This is a genomic window from Burkholderia sp. Ac-20384, assembly GCF_017104605.1.
GTDB classification, from domain to species: domain Bacteria; phylum Pseudomonadota; class Gammaproteobacteria; order Burkholderiales; family Burkholderiaceae; genus Burkholderia; species Burkholderia lata.
Genome location: NZ_JAAGPE010000006.1, coordinates 23,192 through 46,391, shown reverse-complemented (window position 1 = coordinate 46,391; position 23,200 = coordinate 23,192). Strand labels below are relative to the sequence as shown.

The window sequence follows — 23,200 nt, the reverse complement described above, 5'->3', positions numbered from 1 at the left end:
CACAACCGCTTCGATTTCCCTTGCACCTGACGCTACGTCAGCTTTTATGGTCGACCCCGACGACTGGGAAAACATGCGACTGAAAATCGGCGATCTGGCGAAGCGGGCGGGACTGAGCGTCCGGGCCTTGCACCACTACGATGCGATCGGGCTGCTGTCGCCGTCGCAGCGCACCGACGGCGGCGCGCGCCTGTATGGGCGGGACGACCTCGTCCGGCTGCATCGAATCGAAGCGCTGAAACGGTTCGGGTATTCGCTGCCGGACATCAAGGCCAGCCTCGACGGCCAACTGGCCAGCTCACCGCTCCAGCTTCTGCAGCGCCAGATCGCGGAACTCGACGCGCAGGCATCGCGCGCGCAGCGCCTCGGTCGTCACCTGCGATACATCGTGGACATGATCGCCGCCGGCGACGAGACCACGGCAACCGACTGGCTGAACGCTCTGGAGCGAATGAACATGATCCAAAAGCACCTTGATGACGACGAACTCGATGCGTTGCTGGCATCCGGGCCGGATACGATCGCGCCGACCGATCCATCCTGGACCGGACTGATCGACGAGGTTCGCGTTGCGTGGCAGCACGCGCTGTCGCCCGACAGCGGAGCCGCCCAGACACTCGCGTGGCGCTGGATCCGCCTCGTGGTTCGCATGACGCGTAACGACCCGACGCTCGCGACCAAGCTGATGCGGATGCAGCTCGACGAGCCGCGCGCTCCGCAAATCGTCGGCATCACGGCGGAGATGCTGGCATGGATCGACGAAGCGTTCGCGCACGCGCGTTGCGCGCTGCTGGCGAAGTACCTCGATCCGGCTCAGGCCGTCGAGGTGCGGCGGCGCCAGTTCGCCGCGACGAAGGATCGCGCGTGGCCGGCGCTGGTAGTCGAACTGAGAGCGCAGTTGGACGCGGGCGTCGACGCCGGTGCGCCTGCGGTGCAGGCCATCGTCAAGCGCTGGCAGCAGCTGTTTCTCGACAGCTTCTGCGGCGACGACGCCGCGCTGGAAGCACGCGTGCGCGATGCGATGATGCGCGAACCGGATCTGCAACTGGGCATCGGCCTCGACGATGCGTTGCTGGCCTACCTGAACCGGGCGCATATCGTCGGCCACGACACGACACCGGTGAACGCCGGGCCCAAGCCGAGCGCGTTGATGGTGGCCACGCAGCGGGCCGCGCACCAGTTGCTCGACCGGCCGCTGGTGCTCGACGATCCGGTCGCCCTGACCGTGCTCGGCGCGACCGAGGCGCAGGCCCTGCGCGACAACCTCGACAAGTTCCGCCAGCCGATGACGGTGGGCATGCGCAGCACGGTGGTCGTACGCAGCCGGCTTGCCGACGACGTCTGGGCCGACGCGATCGAACGCGGTGTTCACCAGTATGTGGTGCTCGGCGCGGGGCTCGATACCAGCGCATACCGGCGACCCGATGCGCCGGGGCGCGTGTTCGAAGTCGACCTGCCGGCGACGCAGGCGTGGAAGCAGGCCCGCTTGCGCGAGGCGGGCATCGCGGTGCCGCCGTCGCTGCAATTCGTGCCGGTCGATTTCGAGCGGGTCGGGCTCGCGGAAGGGCTGGCGCGCGCGGGATTCGATGCCGATGCGCCGGCGCTGTTCAGCTGGCTGGGCGTGACGATGTATCTCGACGAGGCCGCGGTCATCGAGACGCTCCGGTTCATCGCGGGCTGCGCCAAAGGCAGCGCGGTCCTGCTCGAATATGTGGTTCCGCTGCCGAGCCTGCAGCCGATCATGCGTATCGCGATGGAGCAGATGATGGCGCGGTTCGCCGAGCGCGGCGAACCGTGGAAGTGCTTCTTCGAACCCGACGCGCTCACCAGGCGGCTGGCCGTGCTGGGCTTCAGCCACAGCAACACGTGGACGCCGGACGAGTTGAACCGGCGCTATCTCGCGAATCGCGCTGACGGGCTGCATATCGGCGCATCGCCGGGGCGTCTGGTCCTGGCCACCGTCTGACGATGCCGGCCGGCGCGTATCGCCGGCCGCGACCGTTCATTCGACAGAAGCGGCCGGATCATCGACAATTCGCGGCGATCAAAACATGAGAGAAGGGGGCAGGGGCATGCGCAGGGTCTTCAAGTCGCTCGGAGTGATCCTGGGCATTTCCGTCGTGGGTATCGCAGCGGCTCAAGCGGCCTCCAGCGAACTGGCATTCCCGCGTTTCACCCAGGCGGAGGGCCGGACGGATAGCGACGGGCTCCCGCTGTCCGGCGCGACACTCTGCGTGCTTCCCGAGCGTGCGCCGTGCTTCCAGATGCCGCCTGCGCCGCTTCCCAATTCGCCGAAGGAGTTTTACCAGTTCGGACTGATGCCACGTTCCGAACGGTTGCCGATTGCATCGGGCGGTTCCTGGGTGTTCTTCTCGGGGATGTTCTCGGGCGGCGGCAGCGGGATGCTCGAGCGCGTGGCGATCTTGCGCTACGGCGCGAACGGCAAGATCGAAAACCTGATGCCGGAAGTCACCCAGACGGAATCGGCTGACCGCGCGATGTGGAAGGCGCCGGACGTGTCGCCTTATCCGGTGTTCGTCCGGGCGGACTTCGTGTGGGCCGACAACGAGGATCATTTCGGCAAGCACTTCTTCGACGTCGACGCGTGGGTGTTCGATCCCGCCATCAATCAATACAGGAAGTGGTTTTCCTACCGGACGACCAGGCGCTATGACCGCGGCGAGGGCTCGGATCGTGTGCTGGCCACCGAGCGTGCGGAAATTCTGCGGCGCCTCGCGGCCAGCAAGTAGCCTGCGACAGGCGTGCCCGGTATCCGCCCGCACACAGGGCAGTTTATGGCGGACCCGGCGAGCCGTTCAACGCACGGCCGGTTCTCGAAACCCTATCGCTGCGCGTCCCCGTAAGTCTCCTTGCACACCCCGCGCAGCGCCTCGACGAGCAGATCCCGCGCAGGCGAACGTGAATCCGCGGCGCGGGTAAACAGCGCGATGGGCGGGAGCGTCCAAACCAGCGAGTACGGCACGATCGCGACCCCGGCGATCCGCACCAGTTCTTCCGCGATATCGGCGGGCACGATCGAGACGGCTTCGTCGCTCGACGCGATCATCTCGCCGATCAGCTTGGACGAGTAACTCTCGACGATCGGAACGGGCGGCGCGATGCCGGCCGACAGGAACAGGTCGGTGACCTGTTCGCGCATCGGCGTGTGCGGTGCGCCGAGAATCCAGTCGAGCGCGTGCAGCTTGTGCCAGTCGAGCGCGGTGCGGGCCAGTTTCGCGGCGAGACGCCGGCTCGCGATCATGCGCGGTTGCTGCTGGTACAGCACTTCGAAGGAGACCTGGCCCAGGTCGATCGCCGACGAGGCCCGCCCGATCACGATGTCGACGCTGTGATCCCGGAGCTGCAGCAGCAGCTGATCGCTGGTGCCTTCGTGAATCGTCACGGTCAGGCGCCTTTCCATGCGCGCTTGCAGCCGCTTGAGCGCCGCCGACAGCATTTGTCCGGAAATGAACGGGATCACGCCGATGTGCAGGTGGGCCGCATGCCCGGCGGCGACCGCCTCCATCTCGCGGGCGAGGTGGTCGAGATCCTTGAGCATCGCCTTCGCCCGCTCGAGCACGACCGCGCCGAGCGCGGTGGGCCGCATGCCGCGCGACGAGCGCTCGAACAGCGGCGTGCCGAACATGCTCTCCAGCTCGGACAGCGCATTCGTCACGGCCGGCTGGCTGCTGGCCATGTGCTCCGCGACGCGCGTCAGCGACCCGTGCTGCTGGATCTGCAACAACAGCACCAGGTGCCGCATCTTCAAGCGGGCGCCCAGCCGCCTGACCACGTCGTTTGCATCGAAAATCATTGACTGGTCACGTATTCATCATGAAAAAGTGATGGACCGATATTAAAACAGAATCATCACCTTATGGCGGATCCCTAGAATCACCTTCATGGATCGCGCCGGGACTGGCCTGGCGCCCGTGCCCGGATCGGAAAACATGAAACAGACTGAGACACAGCAGCAGGCAGCGTTCGACTATCACGAATTTCCGACCCCGGGAAAGATCTCGGTCGTCGCGAGCAAGCCGCTCGTGACCCAGCGCGATCTCGCGCTGGCCTACACGCCGGGCGTGGCGGGCGTGTGCGAAGCCATCGCCGCCGATCCGCTGCAGGCGCACCGTTTCACGAGCCGCGGCAACCTGGTGGGCGTGATCACGAACGGCACGGCCGTGCTGGGTCTGGGCAACATCGGCCCGCTCGCGTCCAAGCCGGTCATGGAAGGCAAGGCCGTGCTGTTCAAGAAGTTCGCGGGGATCGACGTCTTCGACATCGAGATCAACGAAACCGATCCGGACAAGCTGGTCGACATCATCGCCGGTCTCGAGCCGACCTTCGGCGGCATCAACCTCGAGGACATCAAGGCGCCCGAGTGCTTCACGGTCGAGCAGAAGCTGCGCGATCGCATGAAGATCCCCGTTTTCCATGACGATCAGCACGGTACCGCCATTACCGTCTCTGCCGCGTTCATCAACGGGCTGAAGGTCGTCGGGAAGTCGATTTCGGAAGTGAAGGTCGTGACGTCGGGGGCCGGTGCCGCCGCGCTGGCTTGCCTGGACCTGCTGGTCGACCTCGGGCTGCCGGTTGAAAACGTCTGGGTGACCGACATCGAAGGCGTCGTCTATCGCGGCCGCACCGCGCTGATGGACCCGGCCAAGTCGCGCTTCGCGCAGGAAACCGACGCGCGCAAGCTGGCCGACGTGATCGGCGGCGCGGACGTGTTCCTGGGCCTGTCGGTCGGCGGCATCCTGACCGCCGACATGCTGAAGGCGATGGCGCCGCGCCCGCTGATTCTCGCGCTGGCCAATCCCACCCCGGAAATCTTCCCGGAACTGGCGCATGCGACGCGCGACGACGTCGTCATCGCGACGGGCCGCTCGGACTACCCGAACCAGGTCAACAACGTCCTCTGCTTCCCGTACATCTTCCGCGGCGCGCTGGACGTGGGCGCGACGACGATCACCCGTGAAATGGAGATCGCCGCGGTTCACGCGATCGCGGGGCTGGCCGAGGAAGAGCAGAACGAAGTCGTTGCGGCGGCCTACGGCGCGTACGACGTGGCGTTCGGCGCGCAATACCTGATTCCGAAGCCGTTCGACCCGCGCCTGATCGTGCGGATCGCGCCGGCCGTGGCCAAGGCGGCGATGGAAGGCGGCGTGGCGAAGCGCCCGCTGACCGATCTTGATGCGTACGTCGAGCAACTTCAGCAATTTGTCTATCATTCCGGCGCGTTCATGAAGCCGCTGTTCGCGACGGCGCGTCGGCTGGTGCGCGACGGCGGCAAGGCGCGGATCGTCTTTACCGAAGGCGAGGACGAGCGCGTGCTGCGCGCGGTCCAGGTGATCGTCGACGAGAAGCTGGCCCGGCCGATCCTGGTCGGGCGCCCGGAGGTGCTGCTGGCGCGCATCGAGCGTTTCGGCCTGCGGATCCGGCTCGGCCAGGACGTCGAGGTGACCAATCCCGAGTATGACGAGCGGTTCCCGCAGTACTGGACGACGTATTGGGAGCTGCGATGCCGGGATGGCATCTCGAAGGAGATGGCGCGGGTCGAGATGCGGCGCCGCCTGACGCTGATCGGCGCGATGATGGTGCGGCTCGGCGATGCGGACGGGATGATTTGCGGGACGGTGGGCGAGTATCACAACCACCTGCGGTTCGTCGACGAAGTGATCGGCAAGAAGCCCGGTGCGTCGACCTATGCGGCGATGAACATCCTGTTGCTCGACCAGCGGACGGTCGCGCTGGTGGATACGCACGTCAACGACAACCCCGATGCGGAGCAGATCGCGGAATTCACGATTGCCGCGGCGCGTCAGATGGAATGGCTGAACCTGACGCCGAAGGCGGCGTTGCTGTCGCGGTCGAACTTCGGGTCGGGGAGTGCGGCGTCGGGCGTGAAGATGCGCCGGGCGCTGGAGATCGTCCGGGAGCAGGCGCCGGATATCGAGGCGGACGGCGAGATGCATGGCGACTGCGCGCTCGACGAGGGCTTGCGCTCGAGGCTGCTGCCGATGTCGCCGCTGAAGGGGGCCGCCAACCTGCTCGTTTGCCCGAACGTGGACGCGGGGAACATCGCGTACAACCTGCTCAAGACCGAGGCGGGCAGCAACGTGGCGGTGGGGCCGTTCCTGCTGGGCGTCAACGCGCCGGTGAACATCCTGACGTCGAGCGCGACGGTGCGGCGGATCGTGAACATGGCGGCGTTGACGGTGATCGAGGCGAATCGCACCGCGTCTGCCTGAGCAGGAAAGGGAAGCGGGGCCGTGGAGGCTCCGCAAGGCGCCGCGTAGCGGACTCCCGGTTGTCGCGGGTTCCGCTATCGGTCGCCTGGTGAACGGGTGCCGCGGGTGGTTCGTGACGCGGCGCCGCGTGTGTCCACCGAGGTTGGCTACCGCCGCTTCGGTCGTCGGCAATCGTTTGCACGCAGACCCGGACCTCGGCTTTACCCGGAGGCGCACCCGTCACATCCAGGCATGGATGATGCAGTGCATTTAATAAGTATCACGTAACAACCGTCTCGGCGCGACACCCTGGCGTGTCCATTTTTGATACCGATCCTAACCATCTTTTAGGGCTCGCCACTTTCAATATCGTCCGATAATTAGCTTTTATTTTCGTCTAAAATCGCGCTTCTTCTTACTTTAGGACGGAAAGCGTTTTGAAAAGACTGACGAAAAATCTTTCGCGCACGGCCATCGCCGCATGCGTCGCTTATGCTGGGCTCCTGCCTTTATCCCAGTCCGCTCAAGCCCAGGTCGAACCTCTGAAGAATCCCGTCTACGGCGTGACCCTCGACGACCTGACCAAGCTGGACGCGATCGTCGCGTCGCTGCAGAACCTGCCGTACAAGCCCACCGTGCGTGTCGTGTTCGATCCGGGTACGTCGGCCGCCGACTACTACGCACCGCTGCTGCGCCTGCATGCAGTCGCGTACGTGATGGGCGAAGTCTACGATTCTTACTATTTCCCGACAGATCTCGCGACGTACCAGGCACGCACGCAGGAGCTGGTGTCGCAGTTGAAGAACACCGTCGACGTCTGGGAGATCGCGAACGAAATCAACGGCGAATGGTTGCGTAACAACCCGAGCGGCACGAACGCCGTGGTCAACTCGCAAGAGCAGCAGATCGGTCAGATGGTTGCCGCGGCCAACCAGATCGTCAAATCGAACGGCGGCAAGACGGCCATCACGCTGTACTACAACGACGACAGCAAGGGCAACAACTGCTGGGAGAAGCCGCAGGATTACTGGAAGACGTGGCCGACCACCTTCCTGTCCTCGACGGTCCGCCAGCAAGCCGACTACGCACTGTTCAGCTACTACCCGTACCAGGATTGCCCGGGGCTGAATCCGACGTGGAAGAACGATTTCGCGGCGCTGGAAAGCATCTTCCCGAACGCGAAGGTCGGCTTCGGCGAAATCGGTACCTCGGAAACCTCCGCGCCGGCGTCGGTGCAGCAGAACCTGATCAAGACGTACTACCCGATGGTCAACAGCATGACCGATCCGCGTTTCATCGGCGGATTCTTCTGGTGGAACTACGTCGAGCAAATGCTCCCGTATTCGACGAGCTCGTACTTCCAGCTGTTGCGTCAAACGATCCTTCCGCTCAAGTCGCCCAACTAAGCGAACAGCGCCGTTTCAGATCAAGCGTCAGCGTCGATGGCTAGAACCACAATGTCGCGCGTACCACGAGACCACGTGCGCGTGCCGCTGACGTCAACCCGAACCGGTATTGCACCGTGACATCCAGATAACTTGCCGGCGCGCTATAGCGGCCTTCGCGAAACCAGTACCGAACCTGGATGCCGGGCCCGGCGCCGATCGCCGTCTTGTCCGGCTGCCGATTGTCATGATCGCCGGCCACCGCGGCGTGCGGGTAGACGGTCAGCCGATCGCTGATCATCGGCAACCGCCAGGTGTGCCCGTAGCGCAACTCCGAATAAATGATGTATCGACCCGCGCTGATAAAGTAAGCGCCCTCGACATACGCCTGCCAGCTGCGCCAGCTCGGCTCGGTCACCCTCAGATCGGTCCCGCCTTCCGACGAATACCCCAGGCGCATCAGCCAGTCCGTCATCGACAGGCTGCCGACGTGGAACAGCCGCTCGGCGGTCAGCACGACGTTCTGGTCGGGCAGCGGCTTGTAGCGCGCGCCCACCGAACCCTGCACGGTCGGCATGCCGGTCACGTTGCCCGATCCGTCGTAGGCGGTGCCGTATCCGCGCACGAAGAACTGGAAGATGCGGCCGTTCTGATAGCCGATCTTCGGCGGCTGCCAGTACACCTCGATACCCGGCTGCAATACGCTGATCGTGCCTTGCGGGCCGAACGCGGCCGACTGGTACGGTACGCTCAGCACGAACCCCCAGGTGCGCTGAAGCTGCTCGACTTCCCGCCGATAGCCGAACTTGTGCTGCGCATCGAACGTGTGTTCGTTTTCGTCGGCGTCGAGGCTGTGCTCGAACAGATCGATGGACTCCTGGTTCAGCCCGATCCGCTTGGCGGCGTAGCCCGCGTCCGCGTAGTTCATCGCATTGCCGGCCCCGCCGGAAAATCCCTCCTGGAATGCGTCGAGCGCCTCGCGATCCTTGTGGTCGCGCAGCAGGTCGTAGGCGTCCTGCAGCTTCTGTTGCGCGGTATTGTCCACCGGCGCCTGAGCGGCCTGATCGTCCAACCGCGCCTGTGCGGCGATCGACGCGGCCATGTTGCGCTCGCCATCGGTCGTCGCGTCGCTGGCCGCCAGGTCCGCCACGCGGATGGCGGTGTCGCGATCGCCTGCCTGCAGGCTCATCTGCGCGATGCGCAGCTGGACCACGGCCGATTTTTCATCGGCCAGCGGCGCCAGCGCAACGCCGGCTTCATGCGGAAGCTTCGCCGCGAGCGCGCTGTCCGACCAGGCGAGACGCAGGTTGCGCTGCTGATCCTTGCTCCATTTCCCGGTCGCGACGGCGGTCGCGAAATCGCTGCAGGCCACGTCGTAGCGCATCTGACGCTGCGCCAGGTAGCCATGCTGCGCGCGTACCGCCGCACTCTTCGGAAAACGAACGATCAGCGATTCGACCATGTCGTCCGCTTCGTCGACTTTTCCTTCCCGTCTGTATACGTCGACGAGCAGCAGCCCGAGCTGCTCGCTTCCGGGCTGAAGCTTGATGGCGCGCGACGCATACACTTCCGCGAGGGGCAGGTCGCCGGCGTTGATCGCCTTGTACGCGCTGTCGGCCAGCTTGTAGGCCTTGGGTGTCAGTTGCTGGGCGGCGAAAGCCGGCGCCTGCCAGGCGAGCGATACGGCGATCGCCAGTGCGCTCAATCGCGCGCAGCGCGTGAGGCTGGCCGCGATCGGGAGTGTTGAATGCTTCATGCCTGTTCTCCCGAGGGTTTTTGCACGGGAGCGCCCTGCTGCGCTGCCGGGTCGCCGTCGCGTAGGCGAGCGAGTTCGACGAAGCGCGAGTGCCGGGAGAGTTCGGCGGCAATCTCCGCATCGCACGCGATGAAGTAGGCCACGTTCGATCGGGCGCCGCGCCGCACGACATCCTGCTCGTCCTGCGAGAGCGGCCGCCCGACCGCGATGTTCAACGTGCCGTCGTCCGCGGTCGAGAAGGGGACGGCGCGATACGCGTACTGCAGCTCGAATGCCAGCGAATCCGCGAAGTGGCCCACCGCGACGTTGCCGAGGCTCACGCGGGGCAGCTCGGCCTGCTCGGCGATCGCATCCGCCAGCGATTCGGCGGATATCGCGCAGCCTTCGACCAGCAGTTCCCCGAGCCGCCTGCCGCAGGTCAGCTGCTTCTCCAGGCTCGCCTGCAATTGCTCCAGTGTCACGACGCCCCAGCCGACCAGGATCTCGCCGACTTTCAGGCGCACTTTCCCGAGCGCTTCGTTCGACAGGTAGGTATGACTGGTCTTGTCCCATGCGATGGGCTTGCCGGTCACCAGGTGGCGGATATAGATGCGCCACGCGCGGCACACCGCGTAGAAGTTGATCAGGTTGTTGACGAACATCCGCGGAATCGAGAGCAGCCCCTGGGTCGGGCCGTTCAGCTTGCTGACGAAATGGAAGCGCTGCCCGGCGCGCGCGAACAGCATCGCGGTGTTGATCCACAGCAGCGGTGCGACCCAGTCGGTCGCCATGACGAGCGAGGCGCCGTTCGGGATGACATGGCCGGCTCTCTGGAGCGCGCCGAGCAGCAGGAAGTTGAGCAGCACGCCATAGGCAATGACCGAAAACAGCGAGGTCACGATGCCCTTGCGATCGTGGAAGAACATGTATCGGGTGAGCAGGTTGCCTTTCCAGCCGAGCTGCTCCCAACCCTGGAAGGCAATGCCGAGGATCCAGCGCGTGCGCTGACGGTACGCGGTACGAAATGTTTTCGGAAAGTACTCGCGCGTGGCCAGCAGGTTTCGGCTGACGATACCACCCCGTGCGCGCTCGTCGGTGTCATCGCGCGCGATCCCCGTCAGTGGAATGCACGCGAAGGTTTCCTTCATCCCCAGGTCTCTCAACCGGAAGCTGAAGTCGTAATCCTCGGTCAGCGAACTGGTGTTGAACGGAGAGCCGTTGCGTTCCTTCATCGCGGCTTCGATCGAGCGCCTGCTGTAGCACGACGCCACGCCCGCGCCCGGGACGACGCCGGTCAGCCGCGCGCGCACCGGCACATCCTTCTGGTGCGTCTCGCTGAAGTCGTCCAGGTAGCAGCCGGCGACGAACTCGTTCCATTTCCGCGGCAACGACAGCACGGGAAGCTGGACCAGGTCGCTATCCGCCACCGCGTGGTTGAGGTACTTGAGTTCGACCGGATGAATGACGTCCTCGCAGTCGTGCATGACGACGCCCGCGAACTGAATGTGATGGACCGATTCGTAACGCAGGATGGCTTCGATGATCCAGTTCAGGCAGTCGGCCTTGCAGGTCGGCCCGTCGTTCATCACGGTCGCGCGCGTGACCCTGCCCGGATACCGGCGGACCATCCGTTCGACCTCGGCCGTGGTTTCGGCATCGTTGTGATAGGTGCCGACGAAGATCACGTATCGCTCGTACTCGAGCGTCGCCAACGTGTTCTCGATCATCTTGGCGATCACGTCGTATTCTTTCCACGCCGGCACCATCAGCGCCAGATGCCGCTCTTCGAGCGCGCGCAGCATGCCGATATCGACCGTTTGCGATTTTTCTCGGCGCAGGATGCGACGGATTTCAAAGGACCAGTAGCAGGCATCCAGCGTGAGGTCATCCAGGGTGCTTACCAGGATGACGATTGCGGTCACAATGGCGACAAGGTTGAGTGCGTATAAATACGTACTCCAAATCATGTTATCCATCATTCTTTCCGCGTTTTATCTTTTATCTGGTTATTCCCCCTCGTATCGACGCAAGACGAAACCTTCCCGTCCTCGTCGCCCCCGTCACGTCCACTCCGCGGCTTGCGCCGCGCGAATGCCCGCCGCTCGAAAAAGCGCTGCGCAGGGCGCGAACTTCCTCGATGTGGCCACGTTGCATCGCGCGCGATGCAACGTGTTCAGTGGATGACTTTTTGACCGCCCATGTCCTGCTTGCCTGCCTCCGTCCCTGCATGCTTCAACGCTTGCAACCGCTCTCCACCCGACGCACGCGCAGTGCCCCCGCGCACCGACTCCGCAGCACACAACTCATCTAGCAAGTCGTGCGCCATCGCTGCGCGACCCTTGAGCTTGCGGGCGTCGAACGGCGGGGTACGGGATCGGCCCGCCGAATCCGCGCCAAATGTTTCAGTGCTGAAACACGCACTCGATCGATCGGATGACACATCGTTTTCGGACCCTTTGGCGGGCCGCGGCGACGGCTCTCGTGAAATCGTCGCGCGATTCGAGCGGTGGCCGGCGGAACGGATGGGCGTTGAACCGGAAACACGGCACCGCGGTCGTCATTGCGCATGCATGCCACTCACGACGATTGCAGCGTTGCATCGTTGCGACGCGCGGCGATTAACTGGTTTTCCCTGAATCGTACGAACATGATTTTCGCGTTTGTCCGATTTAATTCGTGACACCGCCGCGTTGCATGCCTGAAACGTTTTATCGACACATTTTTGAGCTGTGTCGATGCGTCAATTTTGTCCCCTTGGCGCTATGCCCATTTGCGACGGATGGTACGGTTCTAGCTTGAAAGTCAAACCATCTCCTCCCGGATTTATTTGTCTGGTTTCAATTGCGCAGCAGAATTTAACGACATGGCGCCCCGATTCCGGATGGTGATTCGACGTGCTCGTTTCGCTAACGAGATGAACTTATTTTGCATATCAAAGGATGAAAATCATGCCTTCGCATCGCAATCAATCTTTTCGAAACGGGTTGAGCGCCGCCGGGTCAATCGCCGCATTGATCACGACGCTCGTCTTCGCCGTCGGCGTTCAGGATGTGGGTGCGCAGCAGACGAGTAATTCTTCTGCCTCGAAGATCAAGCCGCCGCCACTGCCGAACGGATCGGCGCACGTCAACGTGAAAGCCGGCATGTCAGACGAGGATTGGGAATTGGCGTACAAGGAAACGGGCCGCCCGAAGTTCAGCAAGAAGTCTGTCAATAAATCCAACGGCAACGTGGAACGTGACTAGGGAGAAACGGCCATGAAAAAGATCTTGATCGTCATCGCCCTGCTTGCGGGACTCGCGCAAATGACATTGCCGGGCACCGCGCACGCGCAGGCCACCACCGCCCATACGCTCATCCTGTACGACAATCCGGCGAACGACCCGTATTCGAAGCTGGGACTGATGTACAGCATCATGCTGAGGAACCTGCTGGGCCACTTCAACACGACGGTCGATATGGTTCCGATCCAGAACTACACGGCCGGCATGGTCGGGAGCCACGACGCGACGTTCTATATCGGCGACTACTACAACAACCCGATTCCGACGGCGTTCATGAGCGACGTGATGACCACCACGAAGACGGTGGTCTGGTTCAAGTACAACCTGTGGCAACTGGCATGGAACACGGCCTACACGTTCAACCAGACCTTCGGGTTCAGCTTCCTGGGCCTCGCCGGGATGAATGCGACGCCTTCCTCGAGCAATCCGAACCCGGGCTTCTACGACACCGTCACGTACAAGAACCTGTCGATGGTCAAGTATTACTCGTATAACGCGTCGACCGGCGTCATCAGCGCGGATCCGGATGTCGGCCTGACCCAGATCAATACCACCAAGGCGCAAGCCCTCGTCACCATCAAGAACAGCCAGAGCGGGGCAACCGCACCCTACATCGTGCGCTCGGGCAACTTCTGGTACTTCGCGGACATGCCGTTTTCCTACATCGGACCGACGGATCGCTACCTGGTGATTTGCGACATCCTGCACGACATCCTGCAGACCAATGCACCGGTGAATCATCGTGCGCTCGTTCGCCTGGAGGACCTCGACGCGTACACGACCACGAGTTCGATGCAACTGCTGACGAACTACATGTACTCGAAGAAGATCCCGTTCACGATGGCCACCATCCCGTTGTATACGGACCCGAACGGCTATTACAACGGCGGCGTGCCGGAGACGATCCACCTGGCGCAGGCAACGGGCCTCAAGAAAGCGCTGAATTACGCGCTCTTGCACGGCGGCTCGATCGTGATGCATGGCTACACGCACCAGTACGATTCGACGCCGAACCTGTTGAATGCAGTCAGCGGCAACGACTACGAGTTCTGGTACGCGGTGCAGAACCGGCCGGTCGATGAGGACTCCGTCCCATGGGCGGAAGGCAGAATGGCCGATGGCCTGCTCGAGTTCACGACCAACGGCTACAAGATCGTCGGCTTTGCCGCGCCGCAGTACCAGATGTCCCCGGCCGCATCGACGGCCACGGCCCTCACGTTCCCGACCACGTTCCAGCGGGCCGTGTACTACACCGCGACCAATCCGCAAATCGGAACAGGGGCGGCCAACCAGGACTTCTCCGCCGGGCAGTTTTTCCCGTACATCATCAATTCCGATTACTACGGGCAGCGGATCGTTCCGGAGAACCTGGGCAGCGTGCAGTACAACATCTGCAATATCGACCCGTTCTCGTGCATCACGTACACGTGGCAGCAAATCGTGACCAATGCGCAGTATGGCCTGGCGGTGCGGGACGGTTTCGCGTCCTTCTTCTTCCACCCGTACTGGCTTGAACCGGATCTCGGATTGCCGGCGTACCAGGACTTCCAGAGCATGATTACCGGCATTACGAATCTCGGCTACACGTGGGTGGACGGCACGACGGCCAAGTGACGCCGACGTAGCGACAACCTCGTGCGACCCGCATTGGCAACGCGGGTCGCACGTTTGCGTTTGATCGGCTACGATGACGCGCAGGCATGCTTCCGGGGAACCAGCGATGACCACGTATGCGATCCCGGCCTGGCGCAGGATTCGACAGCGTATGGGCCGGTTCCGGCTTGCAGTGCGACCGGGCTCGCCCGCCGTCGCGCCGCGTTCGCCTCGCGCGGCGACGCTCGCGGCGATCGGTGCGTCGCTCGTCGTCGCCGCCTGCAGCTGGACCGCGCACGACGTGCACGCGGACGGCATCGTCTGGCAGCTGGACAACGCGACGACCAATCCGGTCGGCAGCTGGCAGATACTCGGCATACACGATCTGCTGATTCAGTGGACCGTCGTCGACGATACCGCGTTCATCGCCAACACCCGCATCCAGCCTGCCGCGCACCTTCCCGACTGGGAACGTATCGGCCGTGAGCCATGGGCCCGCAACGTGATCCTGGGCCTGGCCGGCTACCAGGACGAGAAGCGGGCGCGCACCCATCTGTCGACGCTCGCCGACCAGTCGCTGGAAGTGGCGCACGCAACGGTCCCGCTGCATGTCACCGGCTACTACTTCCCGGTCGAGATCGATCCGACCTGGCAGGACGCGCCCAAGCTCGCCGCGATCCTGCAACGGCTGCCACGTCCGCTCTGGGTGAGCGTGTACGACCAGACCAATATCGGCGGGAAGGCGCTCGCGGAGTGGCTCGCCGCGTGGCTGCCCGCGGACGTCGGCGTGTTCTTTCAGGATGGCTGCGGCGTCTATGCCCGCGAGCCGTATGTCGCGCGCAGCTACCTCGACGAATTGGTTGCACGGTTGGGCAAGCAACGCGTGCGGGTCATCGCCGAGGCGTTCCGGCCCGCCGAGCGGGGCGGGTTCCGTTCAGCCAGCGCCGACGAGTTGAGCAAGCAGCTGGTGGCGTATCGCGGCTATCCCGTCTATCTGTTCGACGGTCCGCACTATGTGTCGGACGACCTCACGCACGCGCTTTCGACGTGGAAGCCCAAGCCGCCGCCGGCCACGCCTTCCGGGACACCGCACTGATTCGGTTCGATCCCGGCAAGCGGGGCAAGGTGAGCGCACAAGCGCATGGCGAAACAATCGTCGGGATTGGCTTTCCGCCAGCAACACCCGTACGGAACCCGATGTCGTCGCGCCGCCGGACGGGGCGTTTCGCTGCTCCTGCCTGAGCCCCATGTGATGACCAAACCGCAAGACCTAGTGCATAGATATCGTTTGCCGCGGCCTTAATGACTATCGACAATCGTGGCTCGATTTCACCGCCGTGGCGCCAGAAGCGCCGCGGTGGCCGGTATCTGGCGGCTATCCCGGCCGTCCGCGCCATCCAGCTCACGACGACATGTACGCGTTCACTCCCTCATTCCAGAATCCCGCCGGCTCGCCGATCCGCGAACTGTTCAAGTACCTGTCCGAACCGGGCATGATTTCCTTCGCCGGCGGCTATCCGGCCAGCGACCTGTTCGACGTCGACGGCCTGAACGCAGCCGCCGAGCGTGCGTACGCGCAGCCCGTGCGCTGCCTGCAATACGGCCCGACCGACGGCCTGGCCGAACTGAAGCAGCAACTGATCGCGCTGATGGGGCGCCGCGGCGTGGCGTGCACGCCGGCCGAACTGCTCGTCACGACCGGTTCGCAGCAGGGCCTCGACCTGCTGCTGCGCGTGATGGTGTCGCCCGGCGACGTCGTGCTGACCGAGCAACCGGCTTACCCGGCGACGCTGCAGGCAATGCGTCTGCAACAGGCGCGCATCGTGACGATTCCGGTCGACGGCGCGGGCCTCGACGTCGATCGTCTCGGCGAACAGCTCGCGTCCGGCGCGATTGCGCAGCCGAAACTGCTCTACACGGTGCCGACCTTCGCGAACCCGACGGGCGCGACACTCACGCGCGAGCGCCGGCTGAAGCTGCTGCGTCTCGCGGTGCAATACCGTTTCCTGATCATCGAGGACGATCCGTACGGCGACCTGCGTTTCGCGGGCGAAGCCGTGCCGTCGATGCTCGCACTCGCCGATGAAGTGGACGGTGCGCGCGACTGGATCGTGCATTTCGCAAGCCTGTCGAAGATCGTCGCGCCTGGGCTGCGCGTGGGCTGGACGATCGCGCCGGCCGAGATCGCGCGGCGCTGCGTGATCGCGAAGCAGACGGTCGATCTGTGCAGCACGCCGTGGACCCAGGCGGTGGCCGCCGAGTATCTGGCCGACGGTGCGCTCGAACGCCATCTGCCGCGCATCACGGCCGCTTACCAGCGCAAATGCGAGGCGATGTGCGACGCGTTGCGCGACGGCCTGGGCGATGCGATCGAATTCCATCGTCCGGAAGGCGGGATGTTCGTGTGGGCGCGGATCGGCGCGGTGTCGTCGGACGTGCTGCTGCAACAGGCGATCGCGAACAAGATCGTGTTCGTGCCGGGCAAGGCATTCTTCGCGGACAACGTCGACGCGGCCTCGCTGCGCCTGTCGTTTGCCGCGCCGGACGTCGACGCGATCCGGGAAGGCGTGGCGCGCCTCGTGCGCGCGTATGGTGCGGCGCTGGCCGCGTGAGGAGACTACAACGTGAATATCACCGTCAACGAAGCCGCATCGATGCGCGTCGCGCCGGGCGCGGGCGATAACCGGCCGGTTGCGCATCGGTCGTCGCAGATCAGCGCGGGGCCGCAGTACGTGGCCGACGTGCTCGGCCGCTTCGGCACGGAGCCGGCAGCCGACCTCGGCGAAGCCGCATCGGTCGTGCTCGGCTACAACTGAGTCGTACGGTGACGGCCGGTGCGCGGTGCACGCGTGCCGTCGCCGCTGCAAACGGTTAAGCTGGCGCGATCGCAACCTGCACGATCGCTGCTTCGACATGTCCGACTCCACTTCCGAATCGCTCGCGCAAACGTACGAGCGCCTGTGGTCCTGCCTCGAATCCGGCGTGAGCGCGCAGCGCTCGCCGTTCACGATGCTGCAGGCCGCGACGCTCGGCATCGACGGCGCGCCGAAGGTGCGCACGATCGTGTTGCGTCAGGTGAGCCGCGTCGATCGCGTGCTGTCGTTTCATACCGATGCGCGTTCGGAGAAGGTCGCCGAGCTGCGCCGCGATCCGCGCATCGCGCTCGTCGCCAACGATCTCGATGCGCTCGTGCAGATTCGTGTGGAAGGTGTGGCATCGATCTGCGATGACGAAGCGCAACGCCGCGCGATCTGGCAATCGAGCCGTCCGCATACGCTGCTGCTGTATCGCGCACCGTTGCCGCCGGGCACGCCGGTCGAGTCGCCGGAAGCCGCGCATGTCGACAGCGTCGCATCAACCGATGACGGCTACGGCAACTTCTGCCTGCTTCACGTGAGCGTGACGCGCATCGACTGGCTAGAACTCGCGCGCGCCGGCCATCGCCGCGCGGCATTCGACTTGCATGAAGGCGGCTACGAGGGCCGCTGGATCGCGCCCTGAGTGCGCTCAGGGGCCGTCCGTCAGGACGTCATCTTTCACGAGCCGCGTTCGACGAGATTGGCCAACGCCGCGGCGAGGTACTGCTCGGCGTCATCGATCGACGGGACCATCGCGGGCGCCGTGACTTCTCCCCAGAACGGCACGCGCCACTGAGGATCGGGGCGATGCCCCAGGACGACGGCCCGATAAAGACCATCCGGCCGTCGGGCAATCAGCGTGACCAGATGGCGATCGGCGAGATGCGTTTCGGCAACGGACATCTCGCCGGGCATCAGCACGCCCGTCCAGATGCCACCGTACTTTTCTTCCCATCCCATCGGACCACCTCCTCACGCCATGACGCCCGGCGCCTAGGCGTTGCTTTCCGCGCCGCGACTGCTGGCTGAATCGGGTCTCCGCCCGTCCGACACCACCTGCGCGGCCATCCACTCGCGCATCACGACGATTGCATCGTCGTCGCGCCGCTCGGCCGGATACACGAGATAGAACCCCACCGACAGCGGAAACGCGAAATCGAACGGCTTGCACAGCCTGCCCGCGGCGATGTCGCGCTCGACGAGCGGATCGGTCGCAAGCGCGATGCCCTGACCGGCGACGGCCGCATCGATCGCGAGCGACGTCTGGTTGAAGCGCAGCCCCTTGTGCGGATCGAGGTCGACGGGCTCGGGCAGCGCGGCGAGGAATTCGGGCCACAGGTCGTGCGCGTCGTGCAGCAGCACATGGCCCGCGAGTGCGCGCGGCGATGCGGGCGCGGCCAGTAGCGCCGGACTGCACACCGCACACACGTCGAGCGGGAACAGCGCGTGCGTGGCGAGATGCTTGCCGAACGGCGGCTTGCCGTAGCGGATCGCGAGATCGACGCCGTCGTGGCGGAACGTCGCCATTTGCGAATCGGCGATCACGCGCACGTCGTAGTCGGGATGCGCATCGGTGAACTGCGCGAGCCGCGGGATCAGCCATTTCGACGCGAACGACGGTGTCGTGCTGATGGTCAGCGCGGCGCGCCGCTTCACGAGCTTGTCGGTCGCGTCGGCGATCGCGTGCAGCGCGCGCTGCACGTCGGAGAAGTAGGCGGCGCCGTCGTGCGTCAACGCGAGGCCGCGCGGCAGGCGTTCGAACAGTTTCAGGCCGAGCACGTCCTCGAGATGGCGCACCTGCTGCGCGACGGCGCCCTGCGTGACGCCGATCTCGTCGGCGGCGGCGCGGAAATTGAGGTGCCGTGCAGACACTTCGAACGCGCGAAGCGCATTCAGCGGCGGCAGGCGGGAGGGGCGAGGCGGCATCGTCAGGCTGTAGAAAAACTATCGGCTGGAGGCAGAAATACTGGTTCGACAGTCGTGATTGATGCGCCTACATTACCACCATGGCGCGCCGAACGGCGGCTGCGCGGCGGCAGGATTCGAACGAGGAGCATATCGTGACTGTAGAAAAAGTAGCGTTGATCACGGCAGCAGGCAAGGGCATGGGCGCGGCGATCGCGCGCGAACTGGCGGCGACGGGTTATCGCGTCGCGCTGATGTCGCCGTCGGGCAGCGCGGTGGCGCTCGGCGAGGAGCTGGGCGGGTTCGGCATCCAGGGCTCGGTGACGGAAGAAGCCGACATCGACCGGCTCGTGCAGGAAACGGTCGCGCGCTACGGCCGCATCGATGCGGTCGTGAACAACACCGGGCATCCGCCGAAGGGCGAACTGCTGGCGATCACCGACGACAACTGGCACGCGGGGCTCGACCTGATCCTGCTGAACGTGGTGCGCGTGATGCGCCGCGTGACGCCGATCTTCCAGAAGCAGGGCGGCGGCGCGGTGGTCAACATCTCGAGCTTCGCGGCGGACGCGCCCGAGCAGCCGATGCCCGTTTCGTCGGCATTGCGCGCGGCGCTGAGCGCGTGGACGCGCCTTTACGCGGAACGCTACGCGGCCGAGAACATCCGGATGAACGCGGTGCTGCCGGGCTTCATCGACAGCTGGCCGGAAACGCCGGAGATCGTCGCCCGCATTCCGGCGGGCCGCTTCGGCAAGACCGGCGAGATCGCGAAGACGGTCGCATTCCTGCTGTCGGACGGCGCGGGCTACATCACCGGGCAGAACATTCGCGTCGACGGCGCGATCGTCAAGGCGCTCTGAGCGTTGCACCGGCGAGCGGCCGTAGAAGCCCGGCCGCTCGCCTCGCAGCTGCTACAAACGCGTACAAATCAGACAAATCCGGGATACATCAGACCTTTCAAATGGGCGACGCCGCGTGACGAGGGCGCGCCGGATTGAAAGCCTGGGCGCGTTTCCCGCGCGCGGCATGTTCACTTTCCACTTCACGAAAGGAGATGCCGAACGATGTCTTCCACACCGTTTTCCCCGATGCGTCGCCACCTGCTGGCCACCTCCGTGGCCGCCGGGGTCTCGGCGATGCTGCCCACCGCGCTGCATGCGGCGACCGGCGCCAGCGGCATACGCCCGTTCACCGCGCACATTCCCGATGAAGCCGTGGCCGACCTGCGCCGCCGCATTGCCGCGACGCGCTGGCCGGGCCGCGAGACCGTCGCCGACGAATCGCAAGGCGTGCGGCTTGCGCGCATGCAGGCGCTGCTGCGCTACTGGGGCAGCGATTACGACTGGCGCAAGGGCGAGGCGCGCCTGAACGGTTTCCCGATGTTCATCACGGAAATCGACGGGCTCGACATTCATTTCATTCACGTTCGATCGCGCCACGAGAACGCGATGCCGATGATCATGACGCACGGCTGGCCGGGCTCGATCTTCGAGTTGCTGAAGGCGATCGGTCCGCTGACCGATCCGACCGCGCATGGCGCGAGCGCGGACGATGCGTTCCACGTCGTCGTGCCGTCGTTGCCGGGCTTCGGCTTCTCGGGCCGGCCGACGCAGACCGGCTGGGGTTCCGACCACATCGCGCGTGCGTGGGGCGAGCTGATGGCACGGCTCGGCTATACGCGCTTCGTGTCGCAGGGCGGCGACTGCGGCTCGGTGATTTCGCACCGGATGGCGATGCAGCGCGTGCAGGGCCTGGCCGGGATTCACGTGAACATGCCGGCGACGGTGCCGCCGGATATCGCGACGCTGCTCGCGACCGATGCGCCCGCGCCGGCTTCGCTGTCGCCGAAGGAGAAGGCCGCGTACGAGAAGCTCGCGACGTTCTATCGCGACAACTGCGGCTACTCGGCGATGATGGTCACGCGTCCGCAGACGGTCGGTTATGCGTTGGCCGATTCGCCTTCGGGTCAGGCTGCGTGGATGTACGACAAGATCTCGCAGTGGACGTATAGCGGCGGTGTGCCCGAACGCTCGATTCCGCGCGACGAGATTCTCGACGACATTTCGCTGTACTGGCTGACGAACACCGCGACGTCCGCCGCGCAGATCTACTGGGAGGATCACTCGAACAACTTCAACGCAGTGGATATCTCGCTGCCGGCCGCGATCACGGTGTTTCCGGGCGAGATCTACCAGGCGCCGCGCAGCTGGGCCGAGCGCAGTTATCACAACCTGATCTACTTCAACGAAGTCGACAAGGGCGGGCATTTCGCGGCATGGGAGGAGCCGGAACTGTTCGCTCGTGAAGTGCGTGCCGGGTTCCGGCCGTTGCGGCGCGTGTAAGCGAGGGTGTGGCGAACGCGGGCCGGGGGCGTGCGGCCTGCGTTCGTTGCTGTCGGTGTTGCGCGTGGTGTCGAGCGCGTGGGCGTGTCCTTGCGTGGAGCTGCCGTGCTTCGTTGGTCGCTGGCAGGAAACGCCGGAGACCGCGGAGCGCAATCCTGCCAGCCGCTTCGACGAGATCGCGAAGCCGCTCACATGGCATCAATCCACTGCGTGCCCACGCCCTTCCGCCAGCAATCGCCGGTAGGGCCGCAGCGCCGCGAACAGCAACCACGCGGCCAATGCTGCCGCAATCGTGCAGACGATGCCGATCGAATGGCCGGTCATCTTCGGGTTGCCGAATACGCGGTCCGTGACGAGCGCAATCAGCGTCGGTCCGAGTCCGAAGCCGATCAACTGCGCAAAGAACGAGTAGAGCGCCCCGACGATGCCGCGCATCCGGCTGGGTGCGACGTTCTGCAGTGTCGCGGCCATGCAGCCGGTCGGCAGGCTGAAGAAGAACACGGTGCCGGCCGCTGCCGCCAGCGCGCCCTGCGTGCCGGGGGCGAACGGAATACTGGCGCAGCAGATCATCATGGGAATCATCGAGATCGCGGCGGTACGCAGCGGCGCATCCTCGTAGCCCCGATTTTCGAGCCGGCGGGAAATCCATGGCCCGGTCAGCACGCCCGCGATGCCGAAGCCGACGACCAGCAAGCCGAAGCGGAATCCGACCTGTGCCGCGGGCATCCCGTGCGCGCGAATCAGGTAAGCGGGCATCCACGCCGGCATGCCGAGCACGACGATCGCCAGCATGCCGACGCCCAGCAGGATGCGCGCGTAGAACCTGCGTCGCTCCCAAAGAAACGCGAACGATTCGCGGGTCGAGTACTGACGCTCGTCCGTGCTGCCGCCGGCGACCTTGCCGCGCACCGGCTCCCGCACCGTCAGCCACACCAGCAACGCGAACAGGATGCCCGGCAACCCGATCAGCACGAACGCAAGCTGCCAGGTCTCGAATCCGGCGAGCATCGGGATATGCTGGTGGACGTCGCGCGCGAACGAGATGACGAGGCCGCCGGCGACGAGCGAGAGCCCCCCGCCGAGCAACGGGCCGAGGACGAAGACACTCATCGCGCGTGGCATCTGCTTGGCCGAAAAGCAGTCGGCGATCATCGACAATGCAACCGGGAACACGCAGGCTTCGCTGGCGCCGACGCCGAAACGCGCGAGGAACAAGCCCTCGAATGTCGTGGCCTTGCCGCACAAGGCCGTGAACATGCACCACAGACAGATGCCGATCAGCAGGATGTTGCGACGGTTGGTGATGTCGACGAGACGGCCGAACAGCGGCGACGCGATCAAGTACGCGGAAATGAACGCAATGCCCTGAACGAGACTGAGCTGGGTGTCGGAGATCGCCAGCGAATGGCGGATCGGGTCGACGAGCAGGTTGAGGAGCTGGCGATCGATGTACGCCAGCGAATACGCGAGCATCAGAACGATCAGGATGTACCACGAGCGCAGGCTGTCATGCCCGGTTTGAACCGCGGTTCGGACCGCTGGCGAGTCGCTCGGGCCGCCGGCAGGCGGGACTTCATTCACGACATGCTTCATATCTCCTCCGTTGTCATCATTCAGTTGTTTTAACTATTGTTTGGCGAACCCGGGAGACGCGGCACGGGAGACGGTGGGTTCATGCCGTCATTCGACGCAGCGTCAAACCGGTAAAGCGCGGCTTCTTCGAGCCGGTGGTCATGCGCTCGCGTTGCCGGACGATGCACCGCGCACCGCCGTCATGCGGATGGCCTGCATCGCCGGCGGACACGCGCGATGTGTGATCGCCGGTGTCGCGGCCCAGCGCGGGCGCGACGGTCCGGGTCGTCACGCAC

The 23,200-nt window shown here is 64.7% G+C and carries 19 protein-coding genes; 12 read left to right on the top strand and 7 right to left on the bottom strand.

Annotation, left to right across the window (positions count from 1 at the left end; all coding sequences use genetic code 11):
- Window positions 1-73: 73 nt before the first annotated feature.
- Window positions 74-1,966 carry an SAM-dependent methyltransferase gene (locus tag G3O00_RS02610; protein WP_206141946.1) on the top strand — a complete coding sequence of 631 codons (1,893 nt, stop codon included), beginning with the start codon at window positions 74-76 and terminating at the stop codon, window positions 1,964-1,966.
- 106 nt (window positions 1,967-2,072) lie between these two features.
- Window positions 2,073-2,750 carry a hypothetical protein gene (locus G3O00_RS02605; RefSeq protein WP_206141945.1) on the top strand — a complete coding sequence of 226 codons (678 nt, stop codon included), beginning with the start codon at window positions 2,073-2,075 and terminating at the stop codon, window positions 2,748-2,750.
- Window positions 2,751-2,842: 92 nt separating this feature from the next.
- Here the strand turns inward: G3O00_RS02605 and G3O00_RS02600 are convergent, their stop codons facing one another.
- Complete coding sequence (locus G3O00_RS02600; protein WP_206141944.1) at window positions 2,843-3,814, bottom strand: LysR substrate-binding domain-containing protein; 972 nt, start codon at window positions 3,812-3,814, stop codon at window positions 2,843-2,845.
- A 136-nt stretch (window positions 3,815-3,950) separates the two neighbouring features.
- Between G3O00_RS02600 and G3O00_RS02595 the strand changes: the two genes are divergently transcribed.
- A complete protein-coding gene (locus G3O00_RS02595; RefSeq protein ID WP_206141943.1) occupies window positions 3,951-6,251 on the top strand; it encodes an NADP-dependent malic enzyme in 2,301 nt (766 codons plus the stop codon).
- Between the two features lie 482 nt (window positions 6,252-6,733).
- The gene (locus G3O00_RS02590; protein ID WP_241024910.1) at window positions 6,734-7,636 is read left to right on the top strand and encodes a hypothetical protein; all 903 of its coding nucleotides are present in this window, start codon (window positions 6,734-6,736) and stop codon (window positions 7,634-7,636) included.
- Window positions 7,637-7,676: 40 nt separating this feature from the next.
- Here the strand turns inward: G3O00_RS02590 and G3O00_RS02585 are convergent, their stop codons facing one another.
- Both G3O00_RS02585 and G3O00_RS02580 read right to left on the bottom strand, forming a co-directional pair.
- Window positions 7,677-9,371: a bacteriophage N4 adsorption protein A gene (locus tag G3O00_RS02585; protein WP_206141942.1), complete on the bottom strand. Its 1,695-nt coding sequence runs from the start codon at window positions 9,369-9,371 to the stop codon at window positions 7,677-7,679.
- On the bottom strand, window positions 9,368-11,317 hold the full coding sequence (locus G3O00_RS02580) for a glycosyl transferase family protein (RefSeq protein ID WP_241024909.1): 1,950 nt from the start codon (window positions 11,315-11,317) through the stop codon (window positions 9,368-9,370). Before G3O00_RS02580 ends, G3O00_RS02585 begins: the two co-directional genes overlap by 4 nt.
- Window positions 11,318-12,298: 981 nt before the next feature.
- Here G3O00_RS02580 and G3O00_RS02575 point away from each other — a divergent pair.
- From G3O00_RS02575 to G3O00_RS02550, 6 genes are all read left to right on the top strand, one after another.
- Window positions 12,299-12,595: a hypothetical protein gene (locus G3O00_RS02575; protein WP_241024906.1), complete on the top strand. Its 297-nt coding sequence runs from the start codon at window positions 12,299-12,301 to the stop codon at window positions 12,593-12,595.
- Between the two features lie 12 nt (window positions 12,596-12,607).
- Complete coding sequence (locus G3O00_RS02570) at window positions 12,608-14,248, top strand: DUF2334 domain-containing protein (RefSeq protein WP_174932232.1); 1,641 nt, start codon at window positions 12,608-12,610, stop codon at window positions 14,246-14,248.
- Between the two features lie 106 nt (window positions 14,249-14,354).
- A complete protein-coding gene (locus tag G3O00_RS02565; RefSeq protein ID WP_206141940.1) occupies window positions 14,355-15,323 on the top strand; it encodes a hypothetical protein in 969 nt (322 codons plus the stop codon).
- A 316-nt stretch (window positions 15,324-15,639) separates the two neighbouring features.
- Window positions 15,640-16,839, top strand: coding sequence for a PLP-dependent aminotransferase family protein (locus G3O00_RS02560; protein WP_041493387.1), 1,200 nt, complete (start codon window positions 15,640-15,642; stop codon window positions 16,837-16,839).
- A gap of 12 nt (window positions 16,840-16,851) precedes the next feature.
- On the top strand, window positions 16,852-17,043 hold the full coding sequence (locus G3O00_RS02555; RefSeq protein WP_206141939.1) for a hypothetical protein: 192 nt from the start codon (window positions 16,852-16,854) through the stop codon (window positions 17,041-17,043).
- Window positions 17,044-17,140: 97 nt separating this feature from the next.
- A complete protein-coding gene (locus tag G3O00_RS02550) occupies window positions 17,141-17,728 on the top strand; it encodes a pyridoxamine 5'-phosphate oxidase family protein (RefSeq protein ID WP_206141938.1) in 588 nt (195 codons plus the stop codon).
- 35 nt (window positions 17,729-17,763) lie between these two features.
- Here the strand turns inward: G3O00_RS02550 and G3O00_RS02545 are convergent, their stop codons facing one another.
- On the bottom strand, window positions 17,764-18,045 hold the full coding sequence (locus tag G3O00_RS02545) for a hypothetical protein (protein ID WP_206141937.1): 282 nt from the start codon (window positions 18,043-18,045) through the stop codon (window positions 17,764-17,766).
- Window positions 18,046-18,078: 33 nt separating this feature from the next.
- Window positions 18,079-19,011 (bottom strand): transcriptional regulator GcvA, encoded by a 933-nt coding sequence (gene gcvA / locus G3O00_RS02540; protein ID WP_206141936.1) that lies wholly within the window; start codon window positions 19,009-19,011, stop codon window positions 18,079-18,081.
- 134 nt (window positions 19,012-19,145) lie between these two features.
- On the opposite strand from gcvA, the gene G3O00_RS02535 reads away from it, so the two are divergent.
- Window positions 19,146-19,850, top strand: coding sequence for an SDR family oxidoreductase (locus G3O00_RS02535; RefSeq protein ID WP_039354670.1), 705 nt, complete (start codon window positions 19,146-19,148; stop codon window positions 19,848-19,850).
- Between the two features lie 204 nt (window positions 19,851-20,054).
- The gene (locus tag G3O00_RS02530) at window positions 20,055-21,332 is read left to right on the top strand and encodes an epoxide hydrolase (RefSeq protein WP_206141935.1); all 1,278 of its coding nucleotides are present in this window, start codon (window positions 20,055-20,057) and stop codon (window positions 21,330-21,332) included.
- Window positions 21,333-21,530: 198 nt separating this feature from the next.
- Here G3O00_RS02530 and G3O00_RS02525 read toward each other — a convergent pair whose 3' ends face one another.
- Together G3O00_RS02525 and G3O00_RS02520 are read right to left on the bottom strand one after the other, a co-directional pair.
- Entirely contained in the window at window positions 21,531-22,925 is a 1,395-nt protein-coding gene (locus G3O00_RS02525; protein ID WP_206141934.1) for an MFS transporter, read from the bottom strand.
- 79 nt (window positions 22,926-23,004) lie between these two features.
- On the bottom strand, window positions 23,005-23,196 hold the full coding sequence (locus G3O00_RS02520; RefSeq protein ID WP_206141933.1) for a hypothetical protein: 192 nt from the start codon (window positions 23,194-23,196) through the stop codon (window positions 23,005-23,007).
- Window positions 23,197-23,200: the final 4 nt, after the last annotated feature.